The 23710-nt window shown below is 61.5% G+C and carries 26 protein-coding genes, 1 tRNA gene and 1 riboswitch; of the genes, 10 read left to right on the forward strand and 17 right to left on the reverse strand.

Annotated features, from left to right (window positions below; all coding sequences use genetic code 11):
* Positions 1-9 precede the first annotated feature (9 nt).
* Complete coding sequence (locus tag V1471_RS09170; protein ID WP_434288187.1) at positions 10-594, forward strand: biliverdin-producing heme oxygenase; 585 nt, start codon at positions 10-12, stop codon at positions 592-594.
* Between the two features lie 326 nt (positions 595-920).
* Here V1471_RS09170 and V1471_RS09175 read toward each other — a convergent pair.
* The 3 genes from V1471_RS09175 to V1471_RS09185 all read right to left on the reverse strand — a co-directional run bounded on the left by V1471_RS09175 (position 921) and on the right by V1471_RS09185 (position 2181).
* A tRNA-Val gene (locus V1471_RS09175) sits at positions 921-996 on the reverse strand.
* A 53-nt stretch (positions 997-1049) separates the two neighbouring features.
* Positions 1050-1757: a thermonuclease family protein gene (locus tag V1471_RS09180; protein WP_434288189.1), complete on the reverse strand. Its 708-nt coding sequence runs from the start codon at positions 1755-1757 to the stop codon at positions 1050-1052.
* A gap of 181 nt (positions 1758-1938) precedes the next feature.
* The gene (locus tag V1471_RS09185; RefSeq protein ID WP_434288191.1) at positions 1939-2181 is read right to left on the reverse strand and encodes a YdcH family protein; all 243 of its coding nucleotides are present in this window, start codon (positions 2179-2181) and stop codon (positions 1939-1941) included.
* 183 nt (positions 2182-2364) lie between these two features.
* Here V1471_RS09185 and V1471_RS09190 point away from each other — a divergent pair, with 183 nt between their 5' ends.
* Positions 2365-3246: a DMT family transporter gene (locus V1471_RS09190; RefSeq protein ID WP_434288193.1), complete on the forward strand. Its 882-nt coding sequence runs from the start codon at positions 2365-2367 to the stop codon at positions 3244-3246.
* On the opposite strand, the gene V1471_RS09195 is transcribed toward V1471_RS09190, so the two are convergent.
* Positions 3243-3848 carry a LysE/ArgO family amino acid transporter gene (locus V1471_RS09195; RefSeq protein ID WP_434288195.1) on the reverse strand — a complete coding sequence of 202 codons (606 nt, stop codon included), beginning with the start codon at positions 3846-3848 and terminating at the stop codon, positions 3243-3245. The genes V1471_RS09190 and V1471_RS09195 overlap by 4 nt on opposite strands.
* Before the next feature lie 75 nt (positions 3849-3923).
* Here V1471_RS09195 and V1471_RS09200 point away from each other — a divergent pair, with 75 nt between their 5' ends.
* On the forward strand, positions 3924-4805 hold the full coding sequence (locus V1471_RS09200; RefSeq protein ID WP_434288197.1) for a LysR family transcriptional regulator ArgP: 882 nt from the start codon (positions 3924-3926) through the stop codon (positions 4803-4805).
* Between the two features lie 46 nt (positions 4806-4851).
* Here V1471_RS09200 and V1471_RS09205 read toward each other — a convergent pair whose 3' ends face one another.
* The 6 genes from V1471_RS09205 to mgtE form a co-directional block, all read right to left on the reverse strand.
* Complete coding sequence (locus tag V1471_RS09205) at positions 4852-5592, reverse strand: YebC/PmpR family DNA-binding transcriptional regulator (protein ID WP_434288199.1); 741 nt, start codon at positions 5590-5592, stop codon at positions 4852-4854.
* 126 nt (positions 5593-5718) lie between these two features.
* On the reverse strand, positions 5719-7500 hold the full coding sequence (locus V1471_RS09210) for an SLC13 family permease (protein ID WP_434288201.1): 1782 nt from the start codon (positions 7498-7500) through the stop codon (positions 5719-5721).
* Between the two features lie 141 nt (positions 7501-7641).
* Positions 7642-8454 carry a TIGR00282 family metallophosphoesterase gene (locus tag V1471_RS09215; RefSeq protein WP_434288203.1) on the reverse strand — a complete coding sequence of 271 codons (813 nt, stop codon included), beginning with the start codon at positions 8452-8454 and terminating at the stop codon, positions 7642-7644.
* A gap of 70 nt (positions 8455-8524) precedes the next feature.
* A complete protein-coding gene (locus V1471_RS09220) occupies positions 8525-9295 on the reverse strand; it encodes an HpcH/HpaI aldolase family protein (RefSeq protein ID WP_434288205.1) in 771 nt (256 codons plus the stop codon).
* A gap of 41 nt (positions 9296-9336) precedes the next feature.
* The gene (locus V1471_RS09225; RefSeq protein WP_434288207.1) at positions 9337-9906 is read right to left on the reverse strand and encodes a 5-formyltetrahydrofolate cyclo-ligase; all 570 of its coding nucleotides are present in this window, start codon (positions 9904-9906) and stop codon (positions 9337-9339) included.
* A complete protein-coding gene (gene mgtE, locus V1471_RS09230; protein ID WP_434288209.1) occupies positions 9903-11294 on the reverse strand; it encodes a magnesium transporter in 1392 nt (463 codons plus the stop codon). The genes V1471_RS09225 and mgtE overlap by 4 nt, the downstream gene beginning before the upstream one ends.
* A 137-nt stretch (positions 11295-11431) precedes the next feature.
* On the opposite strand from mgtE, the gene guaD reads away from it, so the two are divergent.
* Entirely contained in the window at positions 11432-12724 is a 1293-nt protein-coding gene (gene guaD / locus V1471_RS09235; protein ID WP_434288211.1) for a guanine deaminase, read from the forward strand.
* On the opposite strand, the gene V1471_RS09240 is transcribed toward guaD, so the two are convergent.
* The 4 genes from V1471_RS09240 to V1471_RS09255 all read right to left on the reverse strand — a co-directional run bounded on the left by V1471_RS09240 (position 12725) and on the right by V1471_RS09255 (position 16031).
* Positions 12725-13237: a CAP domain-containing protein gene (locus V1471_RS09240; protein WP_434288213.1), complete on the reverse strand. Its 513-nt coding sequence runs from the start codon at positions 13235-13237 to the stop codon at positions 12725-12727.
* Between the two features lie 11 nt (positions 13238-13248).
* On the reverse strand, positions 13249-14589 hold the full coding sequence (locus V1471_RS09245) for an 8-oxoguanine deaminase (RefSeq protein ID WP_434288215.1): 1341 nt from the start codon (positions 14587-14589) through the stop codon (positions 13249-13251).
* Between the two features lie 40 nt (positions 14590-14629).
* Positions 14630-15439, reverse strand: a complete 810-nt coding sequence (gene hisN, locus V1471_RS09250) for a histidinol-phosphatase (protein WP_434288217.1) — start codon at positions 15437-15439, stop codon at positions 14630-14632.
* A gap of 208 nt (positions 15440-15647) precedes the next feature.
* Entirely contained in the window at positions 15648-16031 is a 384-nt protein-coding gene (locus tag V1471_RS09255; protein WP_434288218.1) for a helix-turn-helix domain-containing protein, read from the reverse strand.
* A 356-nt stretch (positions 16032-16387) separates the two neighbouring features.
* Here V1471_RS09255 and V1471_RS09260 point away from each other — a divergent pair, with 356 nt between their 5' ends.
* Complete coding sequence (locus V1471_RS09260) at positions 16388-17365, forward strand: NADPH:quinone oxidoreductase family protein (RefSeq protein ID WP_434288220.1); 978 nt, start codon at positions 16388-16390, stop codon at positions 17363-17365.
* 295 nt (positions 17366-17660) lie between these two features.
* Positions 17661-18578, forward strand: a complete 918-nt coding sequence (locus V1471_RS09265) for a hypothetical protein (RefSeq protein ID WP_434288222.1) — start codon at positions 17661-17663, stop codon at positions 18576-18578.
* Positions 18579-18689: 111 nt separating this feature from the next.
* On the opposite strand, the gene V1471_RS09270 is transcribed toward V1471_RS09265, so the two are convergent.
* Positions 18690-19568 (reverse strand): LysR family transcriptional regulator, encoded by an 879-nt coding sequence (locus V1471_RS09270; RefSeq protein ID WP_434288224.1) that lies wholly within the window; start codon positions 19566-19568, stop codon positions 18690-18692.
* 124 nt (positions 19569-19692) lie between these two features.
* Between V1471_RS09270 and V1471_RS09275 the strand changes: the two genes are divergently transcribed.
* The 3 genes from V1471_RS09275 (at position 19693) to V1471_RS09285 (ending at position 21422) form a co-directional block, all read left to right on the forward strand.
* Positions 19693-19905, forward strand: a complete 213-nt coding sequence (locus V1471_RS09275) for a DUF1127 domain-containing protein (RefSeq protein ID WP_434288226.1) — start codon at positions 19693-19695, stop codon at positions 19903-19905.
* Between the two features lie 283 nt (positions 19906-20188).
* The gene (locus V1471_RS09280) at positions 20189-20926 is read left to right on the forward strand and encodes a Bax inhibitor-1/YccA family protein (protein WP_434288228.1); all 738 of its coding nucleotides are present in this window, start codon (positions 20189-20191) and stop codon (positions 20924-20926) included.
* A 70-nt stretch (positions 20927-20996) separates the two neighbouring features.
* Positions 20997-21422 (forward strand): EamA family transporter, encoded by a 426-nt coding sequence (locus V1471_RS09285; RefSeq protein ID WP_434288230.1) that lies wholly within the window; start codon positions 20997-20999, stop codon positions 21420-21422.
* Positions 21423-21426: 4 nt separating this feature from the next.
* Here V1471_RS09285 and V1471_RS09290 read toward each other — a convergent pair whose 3' ends face one another.
* Complete coding sequence (locus V1471_RS09290) at positions 21427-22047, reverse strand: GNAT family N-acetyltransferase (RefSeq protein WP_434288232.1); 621 nt, start codon at positions 22045-22047, stop codon at positions 21427-21429.
* A 123-nt stretch (positions 22048-22170) separates the two neighbouring features.
* Positions 22171-22338: a 50S ribosomal protein L33 gene (rpmG, locus tag V1471_RS09295; protein WP_009572866.1), complete on the reverse strand. Its 168-nt coding sequence runs from the start codon at positions 22336-22338 to the stop codon at positions 22171-22173.
* Between the two features lie 217 nt (positions 22339-22555).
* Positions 22556-22724, forward strand: a riboswitch (FMN riboswitch).
* A 77-nt stretch (positions 22725-22801) separates the two neighbouring features.
* Between rpmG and V1471_RS09300 the strand changes: the two genes are divergently transcribed.
* Positions 22802-23689, forward strand: coding sequence for a DMT family transporter (locus tag V1471_RS09300; protein ID WP_434288234.1), 888 nt, complete (start codon positions 22802-22804; stop codon positions 23687-23689).
* Positions 23690-23710: the final 21 nt, after the last annotated feature.

The following is a 23710-nucleotide window of genomic DNA, read 5'->3' on the forward strand; positions in this document are numbered from 1 at the left end:
AGGTGAGAGATGAACACACAAACTTCTATTCCCGATCCGCTGTCCGCGCGTCTTCGCGCTGAGACCAACACGACGCATGAGCGGTTGGATCGGTCGATCATGGCGGCAAAGCCGTTTGACAATCTTGAGAATTACGGACGTTTTTTGCGGGTTCAGCATGGGCTGCATCACCATGTCGCCCCGCTCTATCGCTCCGCTGATCTGGCCGCGCATTTTCCCGGATTGAACGCACGCGGGCGGCTCAACGATGTGGCGCAGGACCTGCTCGATCTGGGCATGCCCGTGCCCGAAATCACAACCGCGCCCGCCACCGAAACCGCCGATCTGCCGGAGGCACTGGGCTGGCTCTATGTGGTCGAAGGCTCCAATCTGGGCGCGGCCTTTCTGTTGAAATACGCCCGCAAGTTGGGCCTGTCCGAGACCCACGGTGCCCGCCATCTGGCAGAGCCGCCCGAGGGCCGCGCGCCCTATTGGAGAGCGGTCAAATCCGCGCTTGATGCGATTGACCTGAGCCCCGCCCATGAGGCCCGGGCCATCGGCGGGGCCGAGGCCGCATTTGCGACAACCCGCGATCTGGTGCGGGCGCATTTGTAAGGCCAACCGCCTCGAAAATCCGGTTATTGATCGGTGCTGCACATGATCCGCATATTCGCCTCGCCCTGATCCTGCTGTTCGGGACCACGGTCCACCAGGTCAGCGCCGGGTTTCCGATCGAAAAGGGTGCGTAATATCTCGGCCACCCCAACACCGCTGTGACCTACCGTGTCTACGGTCGATACCGCCCGCAACACATGCAGGATACCGCAGAAGTTCTGGACTGCATGCGATTGCAGGATCACAGCTAAGGTTCACGGAACCAGGGACCACTTCGCAGAACATGACGAGCACACAGTAAAATCTAAGAGAAACAAGGGAGAAAATGGTGGGTCGTGAGAGGCTCGAACTCCCGACATCTTCGGTGTAAACGAAGCGCTCTACCAACTGAGCTAACGACCCGGTGGGCCGTCGTCTAAGGGAAAACGCCGCGCCTTGCAAGAGGGTCTGCGGGATTATCCTTGCGCCTTGCGCCAGCCCGCCGCGCGCGCCTCGTCTTCCGAACAGAACCAGCGCTCTCCCTGCGCCTCGTTGATCCGCGTGCCGCCGTACCAGCGCCCGCCGGGCAGATGGTAGAGCTTGCCGGAGCCGGAGATATTGCCCTTGATCGCACAGTTGCCGGGCGGGGTTTGCTCCGGCTGCGCGTCACTGATTTCTGCACGTTTCTCGGCGCGGTAATCCGCAGGCAACTGTACCCCCGCCCGCCAGAGCCCCTGCCCCTCGGTCCGCGCGCGCTCTTCGAAAACGACATAATCGCGGGCGTATTGCGTATAGGCATAGGCCGCCCCCGAGGCGACCATGGCGGCATTGATATCCCCCGCCTCTGTGGCACAAACGGCAACCGTGCGACCATAGCGGTCGGTGTCATGGGCGACACAGCGCACCGCTCCTCCGGCAAGTTTCACGAGCACCGCTTTCGCCCATTGCCCACAGGCCCAGTCCTGCCCCCGCATGTCGGAACAGCTCTGCGACAGTTCCGGCGCGTCGATGCCGTAGAGCCGGATGCGGGTCTCGCCAATCGCCAGCGTATCGCCGTCGATCACCCGCAGTGCACCGTTGTCCGGAGCAATCAGAATCGCAACATCAGCGCGTTTTTCGGCGGCATTCAAATCAAGCTGATGAGAGTTCGGCGCAAATACCAAAACTGAGTCCCGATCGCTCACGGCCTCGGCCGTTTCAATCGGGAACAGGGTCACCACAAGACCCATCACAGCCCAAAGAGCCGCAACATATGGTATTACACCCAACCTCACGCGCCATTTGTGCGCGATTTGTTCTCCCAATGCAAGAGGGCGCGCAACCTGCCGGTTAACGCGCCCTCGGTTTTCGCAAAGCAGGAAAAGCTTACGCGGAAACGGTCAAAAGCCGGTAAATCTCGTCCTTGAGATGCATCCGTTTCTTACGCAACTCGGCGAGTGCCAGATCCTCCATCGGGTGCACGTCGGTTTCGGCGAGATGGACCTCGTCATTCAACGCCTCATATGCCCCGACAAGAGTCGCGAAATGCGCGTCGCTCGACTTGAGTTCGGTGATTTTCCCGGCCAGATCCGGAAAATCGGCGGCGAGTTGGTGCGGTGTATTGGACATGCGCGTCTCCTCAGTCTGATGGCCTTTGCCTCAGTCTGAGCGCAGAGGACCGCCGCCCGCCTTGACCCTGATCAAGAACCATATGGCTTTTGACCCGCCCGCCGGTCCAAGTGCAAATATGCGGCCCGGCACGTGCGCTTTGGACGAATTGCCATCGCCGGGGGGAGGCTTCACTGTCCCCGCATGACCGCACCCTCCCTGACCTCCCCCTCGAAATCCGTGACCGGCATCCTCTGGATGCTCTTCATGACGCTGTGTTTCGTCATGGTGAACGTCCTCGTAAAATCTGTCGGCAACGGCTTGCCCGTGCTCGAAAGCGCTTTCCTGCGTTTTCTGTTGGGCCTCGTCTTCCTCATCCCGGCGCTCGGTGCGGTGCGCAAAGTTCGGTTCACTCCGCGCATCTGGAAACTCACCTTCGGACGCGCCCTGTTCCATGCACTGGCGATGACCTGCTGGTTCTATGCCATGACCCGCATCCCGATGGGCGAGGTCACGGCGCTCAACTTCATGAACCCGATCTATATCACCCTCGGCGCTGTGCTGTTGTTCGGCGAACGGATCGCCCTGCCCCGCATCATGGCGCTCGTGGTGGCCTTCATCGGCGGCATCGTCATCCTGCGCCCCGGATTTCGCGACATCGACCCCGGCCACCTGTCAATGATGCTCTCGGCCATGGCCTTTGCCGGGTCCTATCTGATCGCCGGTCGTCTGGTCAAAGAGCTCCCCGCCGCCGTGGTGGTGTTTCTCATGTCGGTGACCGTCCCCATCGTGATTGCACCCTTTGCGTTTCTGCATTGGGAGACGCCGACGCTTCATGAGCTGATCCTGCTGTTTTTCACCGCCGCCTTCGCAACGCTCGGCCATTACGCCATGACCCGCGCCTTTGCCTGTGCGCCGCAATCCGTGGTGCAACCGGTGGTCTTCGTTCAGCTGATCTGGTCAGTGAGTTTCGGCTATATCCTCTTTGGAGAGGCGGTCGATCCGTTTGTGCTTCTGGGCGGCGCCATGATCATCGCGGCGATTTCCTTCATCACATGGCGGGAAGCCCGCAAGAAAACCGCTTAACCGCCACGGATCAATCCTGCCGCGATCGACCACATTACAAGCGCGATGCCGCCGTCGAGCACGCGCCAAGCGGTTTCGCGGGCGAACACTGGCGCAAGTAGGCGCGCGCCATACCCCAGAGAGAAGAAAAAGGCGAAGGATGCCATGATCGCCCCCATGGCAAACTCCGCTCGCGCCTCGGCAAACCGCGCGGAGATCGCCCCCAAAAGCACCACCGTGTCGAGATAGACATGCGGGTTGAGCCATGTGAGCGCCAGCGCCGTCAGCACTACGGCACGAAGGCTTTGCGCCCCCTGCGTCGCCGCTTCCAGATGCCCGCCACCGCGATAGGCGGTCCGCGCGGCCTTGAAGCCATAGAAGAGCAGGAACCCTGCGCCCCCCCAGCGCAGCATCGGCAAAAGCGGCGGGAAGGCCGCCGAGACCTGCGCCGAGGCGAAGACGCCCAGAGAGATCAGCACCGCATCCGAGAGCGCACAGACCAGCACCACGGGCAGCACATGCGAACGCCGAAGCCCCTGCCGCAGGACAAAGGCATTCTGTGCTCCAATGGCGACGATAAGGCTGAGACCGGTCAGAAACCCGGTGAGGGCGGCTTGGAACATGAGGCATCCTTTCCCGGCGGAGGTAGCCCGGCCGGAAGAATTAGACAAATTAATCTTTCTATGGATAAATTAGCCATGCTTAATTCTCTCGATTACCCCTCCCTCGCGGCCCTCGCCGCTGTTCTGCGCCACGGCTCTTTCGACGCGGCGGCGCAGGCGCTCTGTGTCACACCTTCGGCGGTCTCGCAGCGGATCAAGGCGCTGGAGGAACGCATGGGCACGCCGCTCGTGTTGCGCGGCACGCCCGCGCGCGCGACCGACACCGGGCGGCGTCTGGCGCGCCATATGGAAGAGGTCGGGCTTTTGGAGGCGCAGCTCGCCCGCGATCTCGGGCAAAGCGGCGGCCCTGCCCTGCCGGTCCCTCTCGCGATCAATGCCGACAGCCTCGCCACATGGTTTACCCCGGCGATGGCGGGCCTCACCGACATGCTCTTTCAACTGACGCTCGACGATCAGGACCACAGCGCCGACTGGCTCAAGCGCGGCGAGGTCATGGCCGCCGTCTCTGCGCGCGATACGCCCGTTCCGGGCTGCGATCTGCATCCGCTCGGCGCGCTGCGCTATCTCGCCGTGGCCACGCCCGCGTTCGCCGCCCGGCACTTCCCTGAAGGCCTCACGCCAGAGGCGCTGAGCAAAGCCCCCTCGCTTGTGTTCAATGAAAAAGACCGGCTTCAGGACAATTGGGTGGCTGCGCAAATTGGACGGCGCATCGCCCTGCCCGCCCATCGCATCCCCTCCACGCAGGGCTTTGTCGATGCGGCCCTCGCCGGGATCGGCTGGGGGCTAAACCCGGAAGTTTTGCTGCGCCCGCATCTGGCCTCCGGCGCCCTTGTCGCGCTCGCGCCCACCCCGGTCGACATTGCGCTTTACTGGCACGTCTCGCGGCTTGCAGCACCGGTCCTTGCCCCGCTCACCGCCGCCATCAAACGCGCCGCAACAACGCAGCTTGTGCCATAAAAAACCCCGCACGAGGCGGGGCTTTCTTATCTTCTCTGCGGCCTTCTCAGAGCTGGGCTGCCACGTCGTCCGGCACGTCGAAATTCGCCGTCACGGATTGCACATCGTCGTCGTCTTCCAGCGTCTCGACCAAGCGCATCAGCTTTTGCGCCGTCTCAAGATTGACCTCGGTGCGGTTCTGCGGCTTCCAGATCAGCTTGGCCTCTTTGGACTCGCCCAGCTCCGCCTCAAGCGCATCCGACACCGCGGCCAAATCGCCATCGACCGTATAGATCCAGTGCCCGTCTTCGTCGCTCTCAACGTCCTCCGCCCCGGCTTCGATCGCCGCCATCATGACAGCATCCGCATCGCCAGCTTCCGGCCCGTAGACGATCTCGCCCACGCGGTCGAACATGAAGGACACGGACCCCGAGGTGCCGAGGTTGCCACCCGCTTTCGCAAAATAAGACCGCACGTTCGAGGCGGTCCGGTTCACGTTGTCGGTCATGGTTTCAACGATGAAGGCGATGCCTTCCGGGCCGTAGCCTTCGTAGCGGATCTCGTCATAGCTCTCCGCATCGCCCCCCATGGCTTTCTTGATCGCACGATCGATCACGTCTTTCGGACAAGACGCCGTTTTCGCCGTCTTCACCGCCAGACGCAGACGCGGGTTTTTCTCCGGGTCCGGATCGCCCATCTTCGCCGCCACGGTGATCTCCTTGGCGAGCTTGGAAAAGAGCTTGGAACGGGCCGCGTCCTGACGTCCTTTACGGTGCTGGATGTTTGCCCATTTAGAATGGCCTGCCATGTGGCGCCTCCGAAAATGTCGAGTGTGTGAGCTTTCGCGCCTCTATAGGCGATCCGCCTTGGGGGCCGCAAGATCGCGCCCCCGCTTCATTGCAGGGAAAATACTCAAAAACCGCTCGAAATGACCTCAAAGTGGCCAGATCAGCGGAATGACGGCGGAAGAAATCAGCCCGATGGAGAGGTTCAGCGGAATGCCGACCTTCATGTAATCAGTGAATTTGTACCCGCCGGGGCCGTAAACCATCGTGTTGGTCTGATAGCCGATGGGCGTGGCGAAAGAGGCCGAAGCCGCGACCATCACCGCCACAACAAGCCCGCGCGGATCGAGCCCCATCGAATTCGCCAACCCGATGGCAATCGGCGTCACCACGACGGCAACCGCATTGTTCGACACCAGCTCGGTCAGGAAAGAGGTCATCAGGAAGATGGCCCAGACCACGAAGAACACCGGCAAGCCATCGAGCAGAGGTGCGATCACATTCACGATCATCTCGACAGCGCCCGAGGCATCGAGCGCCGCCCCAACCGCCAGCATAGCGAAAATCAGGGCGAGCAATCGCCCCTCGACAAAGGAAAATGCCTCATCCGCATCGATGCAGCGCGTGACCAACACCACCGCGACCGCGATCACCGAAAGCATCAGGATCGGCGCCACGCCAAGCGCGGCCAGCAGCACGATGGAGAACATCGCCGCCAGCGCGATGGGCGCGTGGCTGCGGTGATAGGCGCGCTCGGTCGGCTTCGACACGTCGCCCATATCCATATCGGTTGCGAGGCGCTGAATGTCCGCGGGCGCGCCCTCAAGCAAAAGCGTATCGCCGACCCGCACCACAAGGTCCTGGATCTGCTGACCGAGGTTCTGGTTGCGCCGATGGACCGCCAGCACGTAAACGCCGTAGCGGCGGCGCAGTCGCATCGACGACAGCGCCCGCCCAACCATCTTGCAGCCCGGCGTGATCAGCACTTCCATCGTGGTCGTTTCAACCGTCGACACCTGATCCACTCGCTTGAGAGACTTGTCACGCTGCAAGGACAGAAGCTCGGTGATCTTGGAACGCAGCACGATCCGATCTCCAACCTCAAGCGACAGCCCGTCCAATTCGTGACGAAAGGATTTGTCGCCCCGGATGACGTCGATCAGCCGCACCCCGTCGCGTTTGAAAAGCTGAACGCCAAGGACTTCGCGTCCGACGAGGTTGGATTCGGGCGGGATCACCGCCTCGGTGAAGAATTTCATCTTTGCGCGGTTCGATGACAGCATCGCCGCAAGGCTGTCGCGATTGGGCAAAAGATGCCGTCCGAACAGCGCCAGATAGAGCATGCCCCAAGCCGTCACCACCAAACCGATGGGCGCGATTTCGAAAATCGAGAAAGGCTCCATACCCTGCGCCCGCGCCACACCATCGACGAGCAGGTTGGTCGACGTCCCCAAAAGCGTGATCGTGCCACCCAGAATAGCCGAGTAACTCAAAGGAATCAAAAGCTTGGAGGGTGCTATGCCGAGCTTGCCAGAAAGCTGCACGAAAACCGGAATCATCACGACAACGACCGGCGTATTGGCCACAAAGGCGGACAGCACCACCACCACCCCCAAAAGCATGGCAATGGCAACGGATGGGTGGGTTTCCGCGTAATTGCCCGCCTGTCGGGTGAACCATTCGAGCCCGCCGGTGCGCACCAGCGCCCCCATCACGATGAACATCGCAGCAATGGTCCAGGGCGCCGGGTTCGACAGAACCTTGAGCCCCGCGTCATAGGGCAGGATGCCGAGGACGATCATCAGGGCCGCGCCCGAAATAGCGACGACCTCCGTCGGGTAAACCTCGCGCACAAACATGGCGAACATGATGCCGACGACCACGAGAGAGAGGATCGCCTCGGTCGTCTGGCTGAAATGAAACAGTTCCATGATGCCCCGTGCGCTGTGGTCTTTGACACCAATATGCCCGCCCACGCCACCGGGACACAAGCGTCAAAACGCCTCGACCAGGGAATGAAATTCCAGCCAAATGATCAAAATCACGGCAGATTTTCGGAATTCACCGCAGGATCACGGCGCGCTTTGCTCCAGTCGCCCGCCGACACGTATCTGTTTCACGCGTGTGGCCTTGCCGGTGCGATCATCGGTCTCGACATAGACACCCGACAGTGTCGCCTCGCCCTTGGCGGGTTCGAAGCGCCCCTTACCCATGCCCGTCACGAAGCGGCGCAGCGGTTCGGCCTTGTCCATGCCGATCACCGAATTGTAGTCGCCGCACATGCCCGCATCGGTCAGATAGGCCGTGCCCCCCGGAAGGATCTGCGCATCTCCGGTACAAACATGGGTATGCGTGCCGACCACGACCGAAGCCTTGCCATCGCAGAAATGCCCCATGGCCATTTTCTCCGACGTCGCCTCACAATGCACATCGACCAGAATCGCCTGCACCGCGCCACCAAGCTTGTGGTTCATGAACACCTGATCCATCGCCGAAAACGGATCGTCGAAGGCGCGTTTCATGAACACCTGACCAAGGATCTGCGCCACCAAAATACGCCGTCCGCGCCGGTCTTCGAAAATGCGCACACCGCGCCCCGGTGCCGTCTTGGCGAAATTGATCGGACGCACGATGCGGGTTTCGCGTTCGCAAAACTGCATCATGTCCTTCTGATCGAACGCATGATCGCCCAGCGTCAGGCAATCGACCTCGGCCTCAAGCAACTCTTTCGCATGATCGCCCGAGAGCCCCATGCCATTGGTCGCGTTCTCGCCATTGACCACGACGAAATCGATGCCCCAGTCCTTGCGCAACTGCGGCACGCGCTCCATGACGGCCTTGCGCCCGGTGCTGCCGACGATATCTCCGAGAAACAGGATTTTCATAGTCCACAGCCTTAGGACGCGCGGCGCGCAAGTGCAAGCGTCACCGCATCATCCTCTCTTTCTCTACAGTTTACAGCGCCCGAAACCGCCCCAGAACCTCGCGCGCGATCTTCAAAAGCCAGACCCCGTCGATGCCCAGGGCGGTAAAGCGCGAGCCTGCCTCGATATACCGTTTCAGGGTTTCATCATTGAGCGTCAGAATGCCGGCAGGCATCCCCACCTTGTCCAGTCGGACAAAACAGTCGAGCACGGCGGCCTCGACCTCCGGCGCCGCTGTATTGCCCGGAAAGCCCATATCGGCCGCCAGATCGGCCGGGCCGATAAAAATCGCATCGACCCCCGGCACTGCGGCAATCTCTTCGAGCGCATCCATGCCCGCAACGGATTCGATCTGTACGATCAGACAAAGCTCTTCATGCGCCCGCGCCACATAATCCTTGATCGCGCCGAACCGGCTGGCGCGCGTGACACCGTTCATGCCGCGCACGCCTTGCGGGGCGAAACGCATCGCCGCCACCGCCGCACGCGCCTCCTCGGCGGAATTGATCATCGGCACCATGATCGTCTGGGCGCCCTGATCGAGGTGGCGCTTGATCAGCGCCGCATCGTTTTCGGCAACCCGCACCACCGGCGCACAGTCCGGGAAACCGGTCAGGGCCTGAAGTGCCGGGACGATGTCGGCCACCTCCATGACGCCATGTTCGCTGTCGATCAGAATCCAGTCATAGCCCGCAGCCGCCAAAATCTCGGCCTGAAGCCCTCCGCCCATGGTGTGCCAGGCCCCATATTGCTGTTTCCCCTCTTTGAGGGTTTTCTTGAAACGGCTCACCGGGAGTTCCATGAGATTTTCCTTTTCTCAACATATCGGAGCGGACTGCGCCTCTAAAACGTGAGCACCTCCCGCTCGGTCACAATCGCATCGAGCGGCGCATCGGTCGGCTCGACGGGAATATCGGGCAGTTCCTGCGCCGCATAGACCAGGCCGACAGCAAAAACCGACCCCATGGCCCGCAGCTTCGCCAGCGTCCGGTCGTAAAAACCGCCGCCATAGCCCAGCCGGTGCCCCGCCCGGTTGAACGCCAGCATCGGCACAATCACCACTTCCGGGATCACAGGCTCCGAGGCCGCCGGGATCAGCGCGCCGAACGCACCTTCGACCATTGCGCCCTCCGGCGTCCAGCGGTCGAAACGCAAAGGCTGCGCTTTCGCTTCAACGACCGGCACGGCAACGGGACCTCGGTCATGTAACACGCTCATTGCCGGGCGCGGGTCGATCTCACTGCCCAAAGGCATATAACCCGCCGTCACCTTGCCTTTGTGCGGCGTCAGAAAGCCCAAGAGCATCTTTGTGGCCTGATCGGCAGCCCCCAGATCCTGCGCATGCGCGAGATCGCGCGCCTCTTTCGCCTGTCGGCGCAACCTCGCCTTCACATCCTGAATATCACCGTTCACAGCAGCACCACACCCGCCAGCCCGAGAAAGGCAAAGAACCCCACAACATCCGTCACCGTCGTCACGAAGGCCCCCGACGCCAGGGCCGGATCGACCCCCGCGCGTTCCAGCAACACCGGCACCCCGATGCCCGCGAGCCCCGCGATCACCAGGTTGATCACCATGGCCAACCCGATCACAGCGCCCAGCGCCGGAGAGCCAAACCAGACAACCCCGACGATCCCCATGATCACGGCAAACACCAACCCGTTCGCGAGCCCCACAAGCACCTCGCGTCGGATCACCCGCCAGACGTTCGCCCCCGTAAGGTCGCGCGTGGCGATGGCGCGCACGGCGACGGTCAGCGCCTGTGTCCCCGCATTGCCGCCCATCGAGGCGACGATGGGCATCAGAACCGCCAGCGCCACGAACTTTGCAATCGTGTCTTCGAACTGCGCAATCACCATGGAGGCGAGGATCGCCGTCACGAGGTTGACCGCCAGCCACGGCAGACGTTGTTTGACCGTGTCGCTCACACGGTCGGCCAGAGAGCCCTCGCCGACACCGGCGAGGCGCATGATGTCTTCTTCGTGTTCCTCATCCAAGACGTTCATCGCGTCGTCGATGGTGATCACCCCCACCACCCGGTCGTTCTCATCGAGAACCGGGGCGGAGATCATGTGATATTGGTTGAACGCATAGGCCACATCGGTTTCACTCTCATCGACGCGGAAGGTGCGAAACCCCGGCTCCAGCAATTCGATCAAAGGCTGGCTGCGCGGCGCGCCAAGGATTTTGCCCAGCGTCACATGGCCGACCGGATGCATCTTCGGGTCGATCAGCACCACATGGTAGAAATCTTCCGGAAGCTCCTCGGCCTCGCGCATGAAATCAATCGCCTGCCCGACCGTCCAGTGCTCCGGCCCCATCACGACCTCGCGCTGCATCAGACGACCGGCGGAGAACTCCGGATAGGACAGCGATTTTTCGACCGCGAGCCGGTCGACATCCTCAAGGCTCGCGAGAACCGCTTCCTGAGCCTCTTCGTCGAGATCCTCCACGAGGTCGACGACGTCGTCCGACTCCATGTCCCGGACCGCTTCGGCCAGAACCTCGGGCTTGAGGACGTGGATCACCTCGTCGCGGATGCCCTCGTCAAGCTCCGACAGGATCTCCCCGTCGAATTCCTCGCCATAGAGCAGAATCAGCCGCCGCCGGTCATAGGCGTTCACCTGTTCGAGGATGTCGGCGATGTCGGCCGCGTGCAGCGGCTCCATCAGCGCGATCAGCTTCTCCCGGTCCCCGGTGTCCAGCGCAAACAGAATGGCGCTGAGCACCTTGGCGCTCAACGAATAGCCGTCTTCCTCGAGATCGGCCTCGTCTTTGATATCCGTGTCTTCTTCGACCATACCCTGCCCGTTTGCTCGTCACCCCGGACCTTATGACAGCTTCCTTGCGAGAAACAGGGGCAAGATTGATTTACCTTGCCTCTTCCAGCGCCTAATCTGCCCCAGAGGTTAAAAGCGGTTAATCAAAAAGGCCCCCGATGGACAAGCTGATTGCAGGACAGGTCGTCACCTATCACGGCAACCCTTTCGAGATCCCTGCCGAGGAGGCCGTTCAGGTGCTCACGGACGCGGCAATCCTGATCCGGGACGGGCATGTTGTCTCCATTGGCGGGCGCGATCACATGCGCGCCAAGCATCACGAGGCCGCGTTTTACGATCATGGCCCGGCGCTGATCGTGCCGGGGTTCATCGACGCCCATGCGCATTATCCGCAGACCGCCATGATCGCGAGCTGGGGCAAGCGTCTGATCGACTGGCTCAACACCTACACCTTCCCCGAGGAGGCAAAATTTGCCGATCCTACCTATGCCGCGGACATCGCCGGGCGCTATCTCGACCTGCTTTTGGCCAATGGCACCACCACCGTGACCTCGTTCTGTACGATCCATCCCGGCTCAGTCGAGGCGCTGTTTGAGGCAGCCGAGGACCGGGGCATGCGGATCGTGGCGGGCAAGACCTGCATGGATCGTGACACCGCGCCCGCCTTCCTGCGCGACACGGCGCAATCCGCCTATGACGAGAGCAAGGCGCTGATCGAGGCATGGCATGGCAAAGGCCGCGCCACCTATGCCATCACGCCGCGCTTTTCTCCCACTTCGACGCCTGCGCAACTCGACGCTCTGGGCAAGCTCTGGAACGAATACCCTTCCTGCCTGATGCAAACACATCTTTCCGAACAGCTCGACGAGATCGAATGGGTCAAGGGGCTCTACCCGGAGGCGCGCGATTACCTCGACACCTATGAGCAATTCGGGCTGGTGCGCGAGGGCGCGCTGTTCGGTCATGCAATCCATCTGGAGCCGCGCGAGATCGCGCATCTCAAAGCGATGGATTGTTCGCTGATCCATTGCCCGACATCGAACACCTTCATCGGATCTGGCCTCTTCGACATGGGCGCGCGCAAGGGCGAAGGTCTGCGCGTGGGTCTCGCCACCGACACCGGCGGCGGATCGTCTTTTTCCATGCTGCGCACGATGGCGGCGGCCTATGAAATCGGCCAGCTCAGCCACACCGCAATCCATCCGGCCCAGCTTTTGTGGCTCGCGACCTATGGCTCCGCCGAGGCGCTTCATATGCAGGATAAGATCGGCAGCATCGCCCCCGGTATGGAGGCGGATTTCGCCGTGATCGACCTGGCCTCCACCCCCGCCATCGCCCAGCGCGCCATCACCGCCAACACGATCTGGGAAGAGGTCTTCCCGACCATCATGATGGGCGACGACCGGGCGATCATCGCCTCCTATGTCATGGGCGAGCGCGCGGCGGTCTGATCAGCGGCAGGACTTGGCGAACACTGCCACGCGCAGACCGCCCGGCGCAATGCCAATGCCGATGTCCTGCGCTTTTGAACTCAGGATATTGGCGCGGTGGCCTGTCGACTGCATCCAGCCGATGACCGCCTGCTGCGCCGTCGGATAACCACCCGAGAGGTTCTCGGACACATAACAATAGCCATAGCCCACCGCCCGCACCCGCTCACCCACCGATGAGCCGTCCTTGCCGGTATGGGAAAAATAATTCTGCGCCGCAAGATCACTGGCGTGCCGCTGCGCCGCCTTGGTAAGCGCTGCGTTGTAGCTGAACGCGCCGAGCCCCTGTTTGGCGCGCTCGGCATTGATCAGCGCGATGATCTGCGCCTCTTCCTCCATCGCGCCGGGTGCGGCTGTCGCCGCCGTGGTCACAGGGGTGATCTGGCTGAACCCCGTCCCGGTCTCCGGCCCGCAGGCCACCAGAGCGAATGCAGCACACAACACCACCCCGGCACGTCGTTTTCCATGGTTCATTCTGGCGTCCTCTAGTCTCTCAGCCCCAGCGCCAGCGCCTTTTGCCGCGCCAGCGTTCCGCCCATGTCGATGGTCGTCACCCAACTGTCAGCGACCACGTGGTGCCCCTCGACGAACAGGTCTTTCACGATCATCGGCCCGGCCAGCAACAAGGCCGCGGGGTCCCAGCTTCCTGCCGCTTCCACATCCGACATGTCCCAGACCGCGATATCCGCGCGTTTGCCGGGGGCCAGAATGCCAATGTCATCGCGCCCCAACACTTCCGCACCGCCGCGCGTGGCGATCTCCAACATCTCGCGCGGGCTCATCTTGTCGGCGCCATAGTACACCCGCTGCAACAGCATGCCGGTGCGCGCCTCCATGATCAGATTACCGGTGTCGTTCGAAGCCGACCCATCGACGCCCAGGCCCACCCTGACACCCGCGTCCCGCATCGGGCGCACTGGCGCGATGCCCGAACCCAGACGGCAATTCGAACAGGGGCAATGCGCCACGCCGGTCTTGGTGCGGGCAAAAAGCGAGATTTCTTCGCGGTCGAGCATCACGCAATGGGCATGCCAGACATCAGGCCCGGTCCAGCCCAGCTCCTCGGCATATTGTCCGGGGCGCATGCCGAATTTCTCCAGAGAATAGGCGATGTCCTCGTCATTCTCGGCCAGATGGGTGTGCATCATCACGCCCTTGTCGCGGGCCAGAATGGCGCTGTCTCGCATCAGCTCGCGGGAGACGGAAAACGGCGAACAGGGCGCAACGCCGACGCGGATCATCGCGCCGGGGTTCGGATCGTGAAAGGCGTCGATCACCCGGATGCAATCGTTGAGAATGTCTTCTTCGCGCTCGACCAAACTGTCGGGCGGCAGCCCGCCAAGACTCTCGCCGATCGACATCGAGCCACGCGTGGCATGAAGCCTGAGCCCGATGGCGCGCGCCGCCTCGATCGTATCGTCGAGCCGCGCGCCGTTGGGATAGAGATAAAGGTGATCCGAGGTGGTCGAGCAGCCCGACAGCGCCAGTTCCGCAAGCCCCACCAGGGCCGAGATCCGCATATGCTCCGGGCCGAATTTGGCCCAGATCGGGTAAAGCGTCTTGAGCCAGCCGAACAGGAGCGCATCCTGTGCGCCCGGCACCGCGCGGGTCAGGGTCTGGTAAAGATGGTGGTGGGTGTTGACGAGGCCGGGGGTGACGAGGCACCCGCGCCCATCGAGGATCTGCGCATCGTCATCGTAAAGCCCCTGCCCGACCGCTTCTATCACCCCGTCGCGGATCAGGATGTCGCCGCCTTTGATTTCACGCCTGTCGTCGTCCATGGTCAGGACGACATCGGCATTGCGGATCAGGAAACAGTGGTGCATCGGGGCCTCCCTGAAGGGCCGCCGGCTCCTCCCGGCGGCGTCAATAGGTTGAGAGTACCGCCAATGCCGCCTCATGCAACTCTTTGCTCGCCGCCGCCAGAACGCGGCCGCCTTCCAGAACGGAACCGCCCTGCCAATCGGTGACAATGCCGCCCGCCGCCTCGATCACCCCGATGGGACCGAGAATGTCGTAACTCTGCAACCCGGCCTCAACCACAAGATCGACCTGCCCCGCGGCCAAAAGCGCATAGGCATAACAATCCATGCCATAGCGCGTCAGCTTGCAGCGCGCGGCGAGATCGTGGAACGCCTTGCCCTCCACCTCACTGCCCACCTCGGGGAAGGTCGTGTAGATCACCGCCTCCTCCAGCGCGACGCCGTTGCGCACCGCCAGAGCGCTTTTGCCCAGCGGACCGGTCAGTTCCGACAGACCAAGCCCACCGACGAAGCGCTCACCGATATAGGGCTGGTCGATCACGCCATAGACCACGCTGTCGGCATTACGCAGTGCAATCAGCACGCCCCAGGTCGGGGTGCCGGAGATGAAACCACGGGTGCCGTCGATCGGATCGAGCACCCAGGTGAGACCGGACGTGCCCGCTTTGGGACCGAATTCCTCACCGATGATGCCATCGTCGGGACGACGCGCCTCGATCACGGCGCGCATCGCTTGTTCTGAACCGCGATCCGCGACGGTCACCGGATCGAACCCCGCCGCCTTCTTGGATTCCGTGCCAAGGGCCGCGCCGCGGAAATATTTGAGTGTGATCTCGCGCGCCGCCTCTGCCGCAGCATCCGCGGTTGCAATGATCTCTGCGCGCATCTCTGCGCTCAACTCTGAGATTTTCATAATCCCTCCTGCTCCGATCCTGAGCGCCTTGGCGCGGTCCTTCCGCGGTAGACCCTCCGTCCCGGCAGGTCAAGCGAAGCGCCGGTTCTGCACGCCAGCACCTGTGCGCCTGCACAAAAAACCAACGGCGCAAAAGAAACGGCCCCGGCGTCGACAACGCGGGGGCCGGGTCCGGCGGATCGGATCGGGTCAGACCCGGAGGCCGAATTCAGGCAACGTCGGAGAGCACGCGTGCGAGTTCGAAAAGGCGACGGCGCTGGTTTTCCGGGATCGCGTAATAGGAGCGCACCAGTTCGAGCGCTTCCTTGTCGGCAAGGATATCGGCCGGAACGGAGGCGTCCTCGGGATGCGCGGCGGACTGTGCCTCGACGTTCATGTCCATCCCTTCGAAGAAGAAGGCCACGGGAACGGAAAGCGCCTCGGCAATGTCCCAGAGCCGGGAGGCGGACACGCGGTTCATGCCGGTTTCATATTTCTGGATTTGCTGGAACTTGATGCCGACCTTTTCCGCAAGCTGCTGCTGCGTCATGCCGACCATCCACCGACGATGGCGAATCCGCTTTCCCACATGGACATCCACGGGATGTTTCATACTGACCGCTCCTTGTATCGCGCTGCGCGCCCTTAACCTATGCGTGTATAGAACATTTCTTAGGACCGGCCCGATGGCTCAACCTGTCTTTTTGGGCAGGATTTGACCAAATTCCCACAAATGCTTGTAAAAATGAAATTTTATGGACAAGAAACGACAGAAATTCCCCCCTGCGACGATCTGGCACGAGCCGAATCCCACTAAACCTGCGCGTGTTTTTTGATCATTTTTTGCGTTTTGCAACATACCGCCCCGCATCCGGCCTTTTACGAAACGCACAGACCCGGTGAAAATCGACTCGTTTCAGGTGCCTTTTCGCATAGACAGCCCTGCGCACAGCAGTCACAAAATACGCCATGACACAGATCAAGACCATCCGCGCCTGTCGCGTCACCGCCTTCGATGAACCGCCGTCTCTGGTGCAAATCGAGCTCGCCCCCCCCGGGCCGGGCGAGGTGAGCGTGGCCATCCGGGCGGGAGCCCTGAACTTTGCCGACACGCTGATGTGCAAGGGGCGCTATCAGGACACGCCGGAGCTGCCCTTTACACTCGGGCTTGAACTCTCCGGAGAAATTATTGAGATCGGTGAAGGAGTTACGGGATTTCAAACCGGTCAACGCGTGGCGATCTATGCCGGTCAGGGCGGGCTGGCCGAGGCCGGGAATTTCCCTGCCGACCGTTGCATCCCCATCCCAGAGGGGCTGGGCTATGCCGAGGCGGCCGCGCTTCAGATCGCTTACGGCACCTCGCATATGGCGCTCGATTACAAAGCGCGACTGCAACCCGGCGAACGCCTTGTCGTCACCGGAGCGGCGGGCGGCGTGGGGCTGACAGCGGTGGAAATCGGCAAGCTGATGGGCGCGGAGGTCATCGCCATCGCACGCGGCGCCGACAAACTGGCCATCGCCAAAGCCGCCGGGGCCGATCATCTCATTGACGCCGAAAGCCCGGATATTCGTGAACAAATCAAAGCACTTGGCGGCGCAGATGTGGTCTATGACGCGGTCGGAGAGCCTTTATACGAGGCGTGCTTTCGCGCCACCAACCCCGACGGGCGCATCCTTTTGATCGGGTTTGCGGGTGGCGATCTGCCGAAGATGAAACCGAACCATATGCTGGTGAAAAACATCACCGCCATCGGGTTTTACTGGGGCGCTTACCTGAATTTCAACCCGGAACCGCTGCGCACTTCGCTCGCCACGCTGTTCGACTGGGCGGCGGAAGGACGGATCAAACCGCATATCTCCCATCGCCTGCCGCTCGATCAATTTGCCGAGGCACTTGAGCTGATCCGCACGCGTCAGGCGACGGGGAAGGTCGTTCTGGAGCCGTGAAACAGGCCGAAAATGATGGTCGGCAAAGCGTCGGATTTGCGTCGGACTTTTGTCGGGCACGCGAAAGGGCGCGATCAGGCCACGCATCAGACGATTGAGGTTTCGGAGAGAGTGGGGAAAGTTAGCGCCCGAGATGCGAAGGGCTGCTCTGCGGGACGAAGCGCCATTTCGCTGCGCTTGCGCCAAGGGCTGCTTCATGGATTGTACCGCTCTTGGTAACGCAAGTTAGGCAGGGTTGTCGTTTGCTATGTCACCAGCCATACAGAAGGTACTCAAACCTTATCCGAGACTGACCATGGGCGATGACCAACAAAACTGGCGCAAAGACGTAGCCCATTTCCTCGCAGGAACTTTGCCAAAAGCTTCGGATCGTCCGGGCTGGAATGACATGGCGTCTACGGCCTACCAAATCGGATGCATGGCCTTGGTCAAGCTTGGCTTTGCAGATGCAACGGACTGGGGGGCAGTACCAAAAGATGTTCCTGAACTACCTACGAACATGCCGCGATGGGATGACATCTGCATTTCTGTTCTTTGGCTTGCGGAGCAACAAAACAAGCTTTCATTCCTCCTACCAGACGGAAGCCTCCCGCCAACTCGTATCCGGAGCGGCTTTGTGATCGCTATGATGGATCCGCCTCCACCTCCGACCCCAAACATTAAAGCTCGTTCTGGATTGGGCTGCGCACTTTGTGATGATGACCTTTTACAATTGCTTCAGCAACTTGGCCTTGTCTCGAACGGCGCCTGGACGCAACAGGCGGAGTTCATTCTGTGGAGAACTTCGCCTAAGAATTGGTCCTTAGAGTTCCTGCGCGACGAGCGTTTTTGGGATGCGGTTCAAAAGGCTACGGCCACCATTCCCGATGACATAGCAGCCGAAATTACGGAGTTAACTGAGATCAGCGAAGAACACATCGACGAGCTTATAGCTTGGCATGAAGAGAAGCTTGCAGAGGGTCGAGAGAAGTACGGGCAGAAGGCGCGGCTTGGTGAGGTTCCAACAAGAGAGCGAGCCAAAAGCTCTCTCGAACTCTCGCGCAGAAACGCAATAGATTGGGTGTTCTTTCGCCACTGGAGAATTGAAGATGGCTGGCTTTCTACGAGAGAGGCGGAAGCCGCTCTGGACATCTTTCATGACAGGCTGGCGATTGCGATGCGCAGATCAGTAATGAAGGATTTGCACCCCTCAAAGCCTAAGTTTTTTGAATGAACACGCATATCGTCCAGAAGGCTCGATCAGTAGCATTCTGGATTGCCGACGTTCGCGACGAGCGCAGCATTCGGTAATTTGGGCTCATTCCCGCCATTCACAGCCGCTCCTCTACTGCGCCGCGATCCTTGCGCCGCCGTGGTTGCGGTAGGCCTGACGGATCAGGTCGCGCAGGCGCTCTGCCGCTTCGCCCTTCATCTGCTCCGAGATATAAAGGTTGATCTTTTTCGACGCGAGTTCCGGCAGGGCGCCGCCGTGCTGGATCGGCTCCGAGTAGGGCGGTGCGGTGTTTTCCAGCATCACATGCACCGCGAGATCGGCGGACACAGAGGCTTCGATGGTGCGGGTCTGGTCGCTTTCGATGGAGACATCCCAAGGAATACCCGCCCGGTCCAGCGCCTCCTGCACGCCCTTGCGGAAGATACAGCGGTGCTCGAAGGCGAGGCGCAGCGGGCGTTGCCGCCAGGCGGAGCCATTGGGGGCGCCGATCCACACGAGGGGCAGTTCGACCAGCGTTTCGCCGCCCGCATCGAGATCGTCCTCGGTCGTCAGGATCATGTCACAATCGCCACGGGCGAATTTTTCCTTGAGCTGGGTGGTGAAGGAGGATTCGAGATTGACGCGCATGCGCGGGTAATCGGCATGGAAATGTTGCAGCACCAAAGGAATCGACGGGTAGACGATGTCATGCGGCACGCCCAAGACGATCTCGCCCTCGAATTCCGTGGCGGTCAACCGGCTGAAGGCCTCGTCATTGAGTTCGAGCATCCGGCGCGCATAGGACAGAAGCTGTTCCCCCGGCGCGGTCAGGGCGATCTTGCGGGCGCTGCGGTCGAGGAGGCGCACGTCGAGGCTCTCTTCCAGCCGCTTGAGCTGCATCGAGACGGCGGATTGCGTCAGGTTGAGCGCGCCCGCGGCGCGGGTCACCCCGCCGCAATCGGCGACGGTGACGAAGGAACGCAGGGCGGTCAGATCGAGATTGCGCGGCATATCATGTCCTGTGATGTATTTATCAACAATCATTCATTTCACTTATTGAACACGGTGGGCGATACATATCAAGGGAAATGATTCATTCCCGACAAACATTCAACTTTCGTTAAGGAACGACACGATGCCCCTCCTGACCCTGTCCCGCCTCGAAGGCGCGCGTCGCGCCCCCTCCTTGTTCTCCCGTTTCATGAAAGCCCGCGACATCGCGCGTCAGCGCCGTGCACTGGCCGCGCTCGACGATGCGCTGCTCGACGACATCGGCCTGACCCGCGAAGAGGTTCATGCCGAAAGCCAACGCCCGGTCTGGGACGCGCCGCGCCACTGGACCAAATAACCCCGGATGACCGCGACAGCTTGTCCCGACCGCCCCCCGGCCCCTGCTCGCCTGCCCCTGCGAGCCTGACCGCGATGCTCCCCCTGCATCGCGGTTTTTCTTTGTTTTTCATAAAGCAAGTCGCCTGACGGCCAACCGCCCACAAAACAGACGCGGCTGACAAAAACAGTCCGTTTTCCGTTTTCCACGGGTTGAAATCCGCCCCCTGCCTGCCAATATCGGAAGGGACACCTCCGCATGTCGCGGGGGCACAGGGATTTTGACGCACAGGAGATACCACCCAATGGCTGACTACAGAACGATCAACGCTGGTGTCGGCGCACGCTCGGCGGAGATCGACGCCGGCCTTCGCGCCCATATGAACAAGGTCTACGGCACCATGTCGATTGGCGTGTTGCTGACGGCGCTCGTGGCTTGGGCCGTGGGCTCCAATGACGCGCTTTTGTCGATCTTCAACGATCCGATCACGCTGCGCCCGACCATTCTCGGCTGGATCGCGATGTTCGCGCCGCTCGGCATGGTGTTTGCCTTCGGCGCCGCGATCAACCGCCTGTCCGCCGCGGGCGCACAGTTGTTCTTCTACGCTTTCGCAGCGCTCTTCGGCCTGTCGATCAGCTACATCTTCGCCGCCTTCACCGGCGTGTCGATCGCCCAGACCTTCCTCGTGACCGCGATCTCCTTTGCCGGTCTGTCTCTCGTGGGTTACACCACGAAGAAAGACCTCTCCGGCATGGGCGCGTTCCTGACCATGGGTCTGATCGGCATCATCGTGGCCTCGATCGTGAACCTGTTCCTGCACTCCGGCATGCTCTATTTCGTGATCAACGTGTTCGGCGTGCTGATCTTTGCCGGTCTGACCGCCTGGGACACCCAGAAGATCAAGACCGACTACCTCGCCCATGCGCATGCGATGGACGAAGAGTGGTTGGGCAAGTCCGCCGTGATGGGCGCGCTGAGCCTCTACCTCGACTTCATCAACCTGTTCATGTTCCTGCTGCGGTTCCTTGGCAACCGCGAGTGATCGGGGCATACTCAGAAGACAAGGGCCGGTTTCGACCGGCCCTTTTTTTATGGCTTTCCGGGAGAGGCGCATGACCGACAACTGGCAATTCTGGGCCCTGCTCTCTGCGCTCTTCGCAGCTCTCACGGCGATCACCGCCAAGATCGGGGTGACGGAGATCAATTCGAACTTCGCGACCTTCCTGCGCACCGGCGTGGTGTTCCTCGCCTCGGGGCTGTTTGCATGGTCGCTGGGCGACATCGAACCGCTGTCGAACATCAGCGCGAAAGGCGCGGGGTTTCTGGCGATCTCGGGGCTGATGACCGGGGCATCCTGGCTCTGTTATTTCCGCGCGTTGCAGATCGGCAAGGCGTCTCAGGTGGCACCGGTCGACAAGCTCTCCGTGGTCTTCGTCGCGATCCTCGCAGCGCTCGTGCTGGGCGAGGAACTGAGCCCGCTGGGGTGGGTCGGCGTCGGCCTGATTTCGACCGGCGCCGTTGTGATGGCGATCGCCTGAGCGATCAGATCAAATCACGGGCCATCTGGATCGCGGGCAGGTAGACACCGGGTTTCAGCGCCAGATCGACGTCGCCCGAGGCCGTGAAGCCATGCGCCTCATAGAATTCCCGCGCCGTGAGCGTCGAGAGGCAACACATCCGCTCCACCCCGGTCAGCCGGGCGTTGTCGAGGATATGCTCCACGAGAACCGAACCGATCCCTTGCCGGACGTGATCGGGATGCACGGCGACCCGCCGCATATGGCCGATCTCACGCGGACCGACGCCGCCGAAGGGCGTGGCCTGGGTCCAGCCGCCCGCCGCAATGATCTCCCCACCCCCGGTCTCGGCGACGAAGAACGTGCCGGAGTTCAGCAGGCGCGGTGCCGTATGCAAGAGCGCAGGCAATGCGGCGTCGAGAATGGCGGCCGGGTAGTGCTGTTTCAGGAGCTGACCGTAGGAGGCACGAAAGAGCGCGTCGATCTCCGCGGTATCGGCCGGCATGGCGGCTCGCACGGTGAAGGGCACGCTCTTGCGAATCTCCTGCGTGCGCACCGCCAGAGCCTCGCTCAGGCTGGAAGGCAACGAACAGGAGCTGTCTGGCCGCTCCCGCTCTCTGAAGTCGTCGTCATAACATCCGAACATGGTTCTCTCCTGACGTTGGATGGTTTCAAAACCTGATCCGCGGGGGGAGAGGGGCCGGTCAAAGAAAAACCGCGCTTCCCTCTCGGGTCACGCGGCTTTTGCATCTTGGTATCTCAGAAGGGCTTACTTGATTTTGCCTTCTTTGTACTCGACGTGCTTGCGCGCGACCGGGTCGTATTTCTTTACGACCATCTTTTCGGTCATAGTGCGGGCGTTCTTTTTGGTCACGTAGAAGTGGCCCGTGTCCGCGGTCGAGTTGAGACGGATTTTGATCGTCGTCGGCTTCGCCATTTTCGTTACTCCAGTTATCTCGTGCAACGGGCGGTCGGGCCAACCCGTGGAATCCTTGAAGCCCGCCTTTTAAGCCTTTGGGTCTCCGAGTCAATGGGCTTTTCTCAGAAAACCTCCGCGAGCGCCAGTTAAAAACGCTGCACAAAGGCCCTGCGTTACTGTGCGATTGCAGAGGCCCGTCTTCGCCCCTAAATAGGTCGCGCGGCCAAATGGGCCGCAAACCTCTCAGGGCGGGGTGCAATTCCCCACCGGCGGTGTTTCGGCCCTCTCGATGTGAGGCCCGATCAGTCCGCGAGCGCTTGCGCGTCGGTTCACGACACGCTTGGTCAGCAGATCCGGTGCGACCCCGGAACCGACGGTTACAGTCCGGATGAAAGAGAGATGACAGGGCGCCGCTTTACCGTCTCGGGGCGCGCGCACCCTGCCCTCGTGCCTTGGGTTATGTGTGAAGAAAGGACGACACATGACTCGCTTTACCAATCTCGGCCCGGCCCGCTCCGGCGCCCTTCTGATGATCGCGGCCGGTGTGCTGTTTGCCGTCATCAACCTTCTGACCCAATATGCCACAATGATGCTGCATGTGCCCTCCGCGCGCATGGCGTTCTGGCAATATGCCATCGCGCTGCTGTTTTCGCTGCCATGGGTGGTGCGCCACGGTCTATCCGCCATGAAAACCGGCCATGTTGCGCTGCATCTGATGCGCGTCGTCGCCGCCGTGATCGGAGTTCAGCTCTGGGTCGCGGGGCTTGCCCATGTGCCGATCTGGCAGGCGATTGCGCTCATCATGCTCTCGCCCTTCTTCGTGACCTTCGGCGCGGGGCTTTTCTTGGGCGAAGAGACCGGCGCGGCGCGCTGGCTTGCCGTCACGGCGGGGTTCGTCGGCGGCATGATCATCCTCGCGCCCTGGTCCGATGCGTTTTCGATCTATGCGCTCTATCCGGTGGCAGCCGCGCTGTTCTGGGGGATCACCTCGCTTTTGACCAAGCGCCTCACCCAAAGCGAGAGCCCGGAGAGCCTCACCGTCTATCTGCTGCTGCTCCTGAGCCCGGTGAACTTTGCGCTGGCTCTGGGCGAGGGCGTGGCGTTCAGTGGCGGGCTGACGGCGCTCATTCTGATTGCGGCGGGGCTTCTGACCGCTCTGGCGCAATATGCCATCGCCAAGGCCTATACGGTGGCCGATGCCGCCTATCTCCAGCCCTTCGATCACCTGAAACTGCCCCTCAACGTGGGATTCGGGGTCGTTGCCTTCGGCTTTGTGCCGCCCGGCTCGATGTGGCTCGGGGCGGCGCTGATTCTGGCGGCGTCCTTCTATCTGCTGCATCGGGAACGGCGCGCGGAACAGCCTGCGTAAAAGACAAAGGGCGGCCATCGC

This window comes from Celeribacter sp. SCSIO 80788 (assembly GCF_051054295.1).
Taxonomy (GTDB): domain Bacteria; phylum Pseudomonadota; class Alphaproteobacteria; order Rhodobacterales; family Rhodobacteraceae; genus Celeribacter.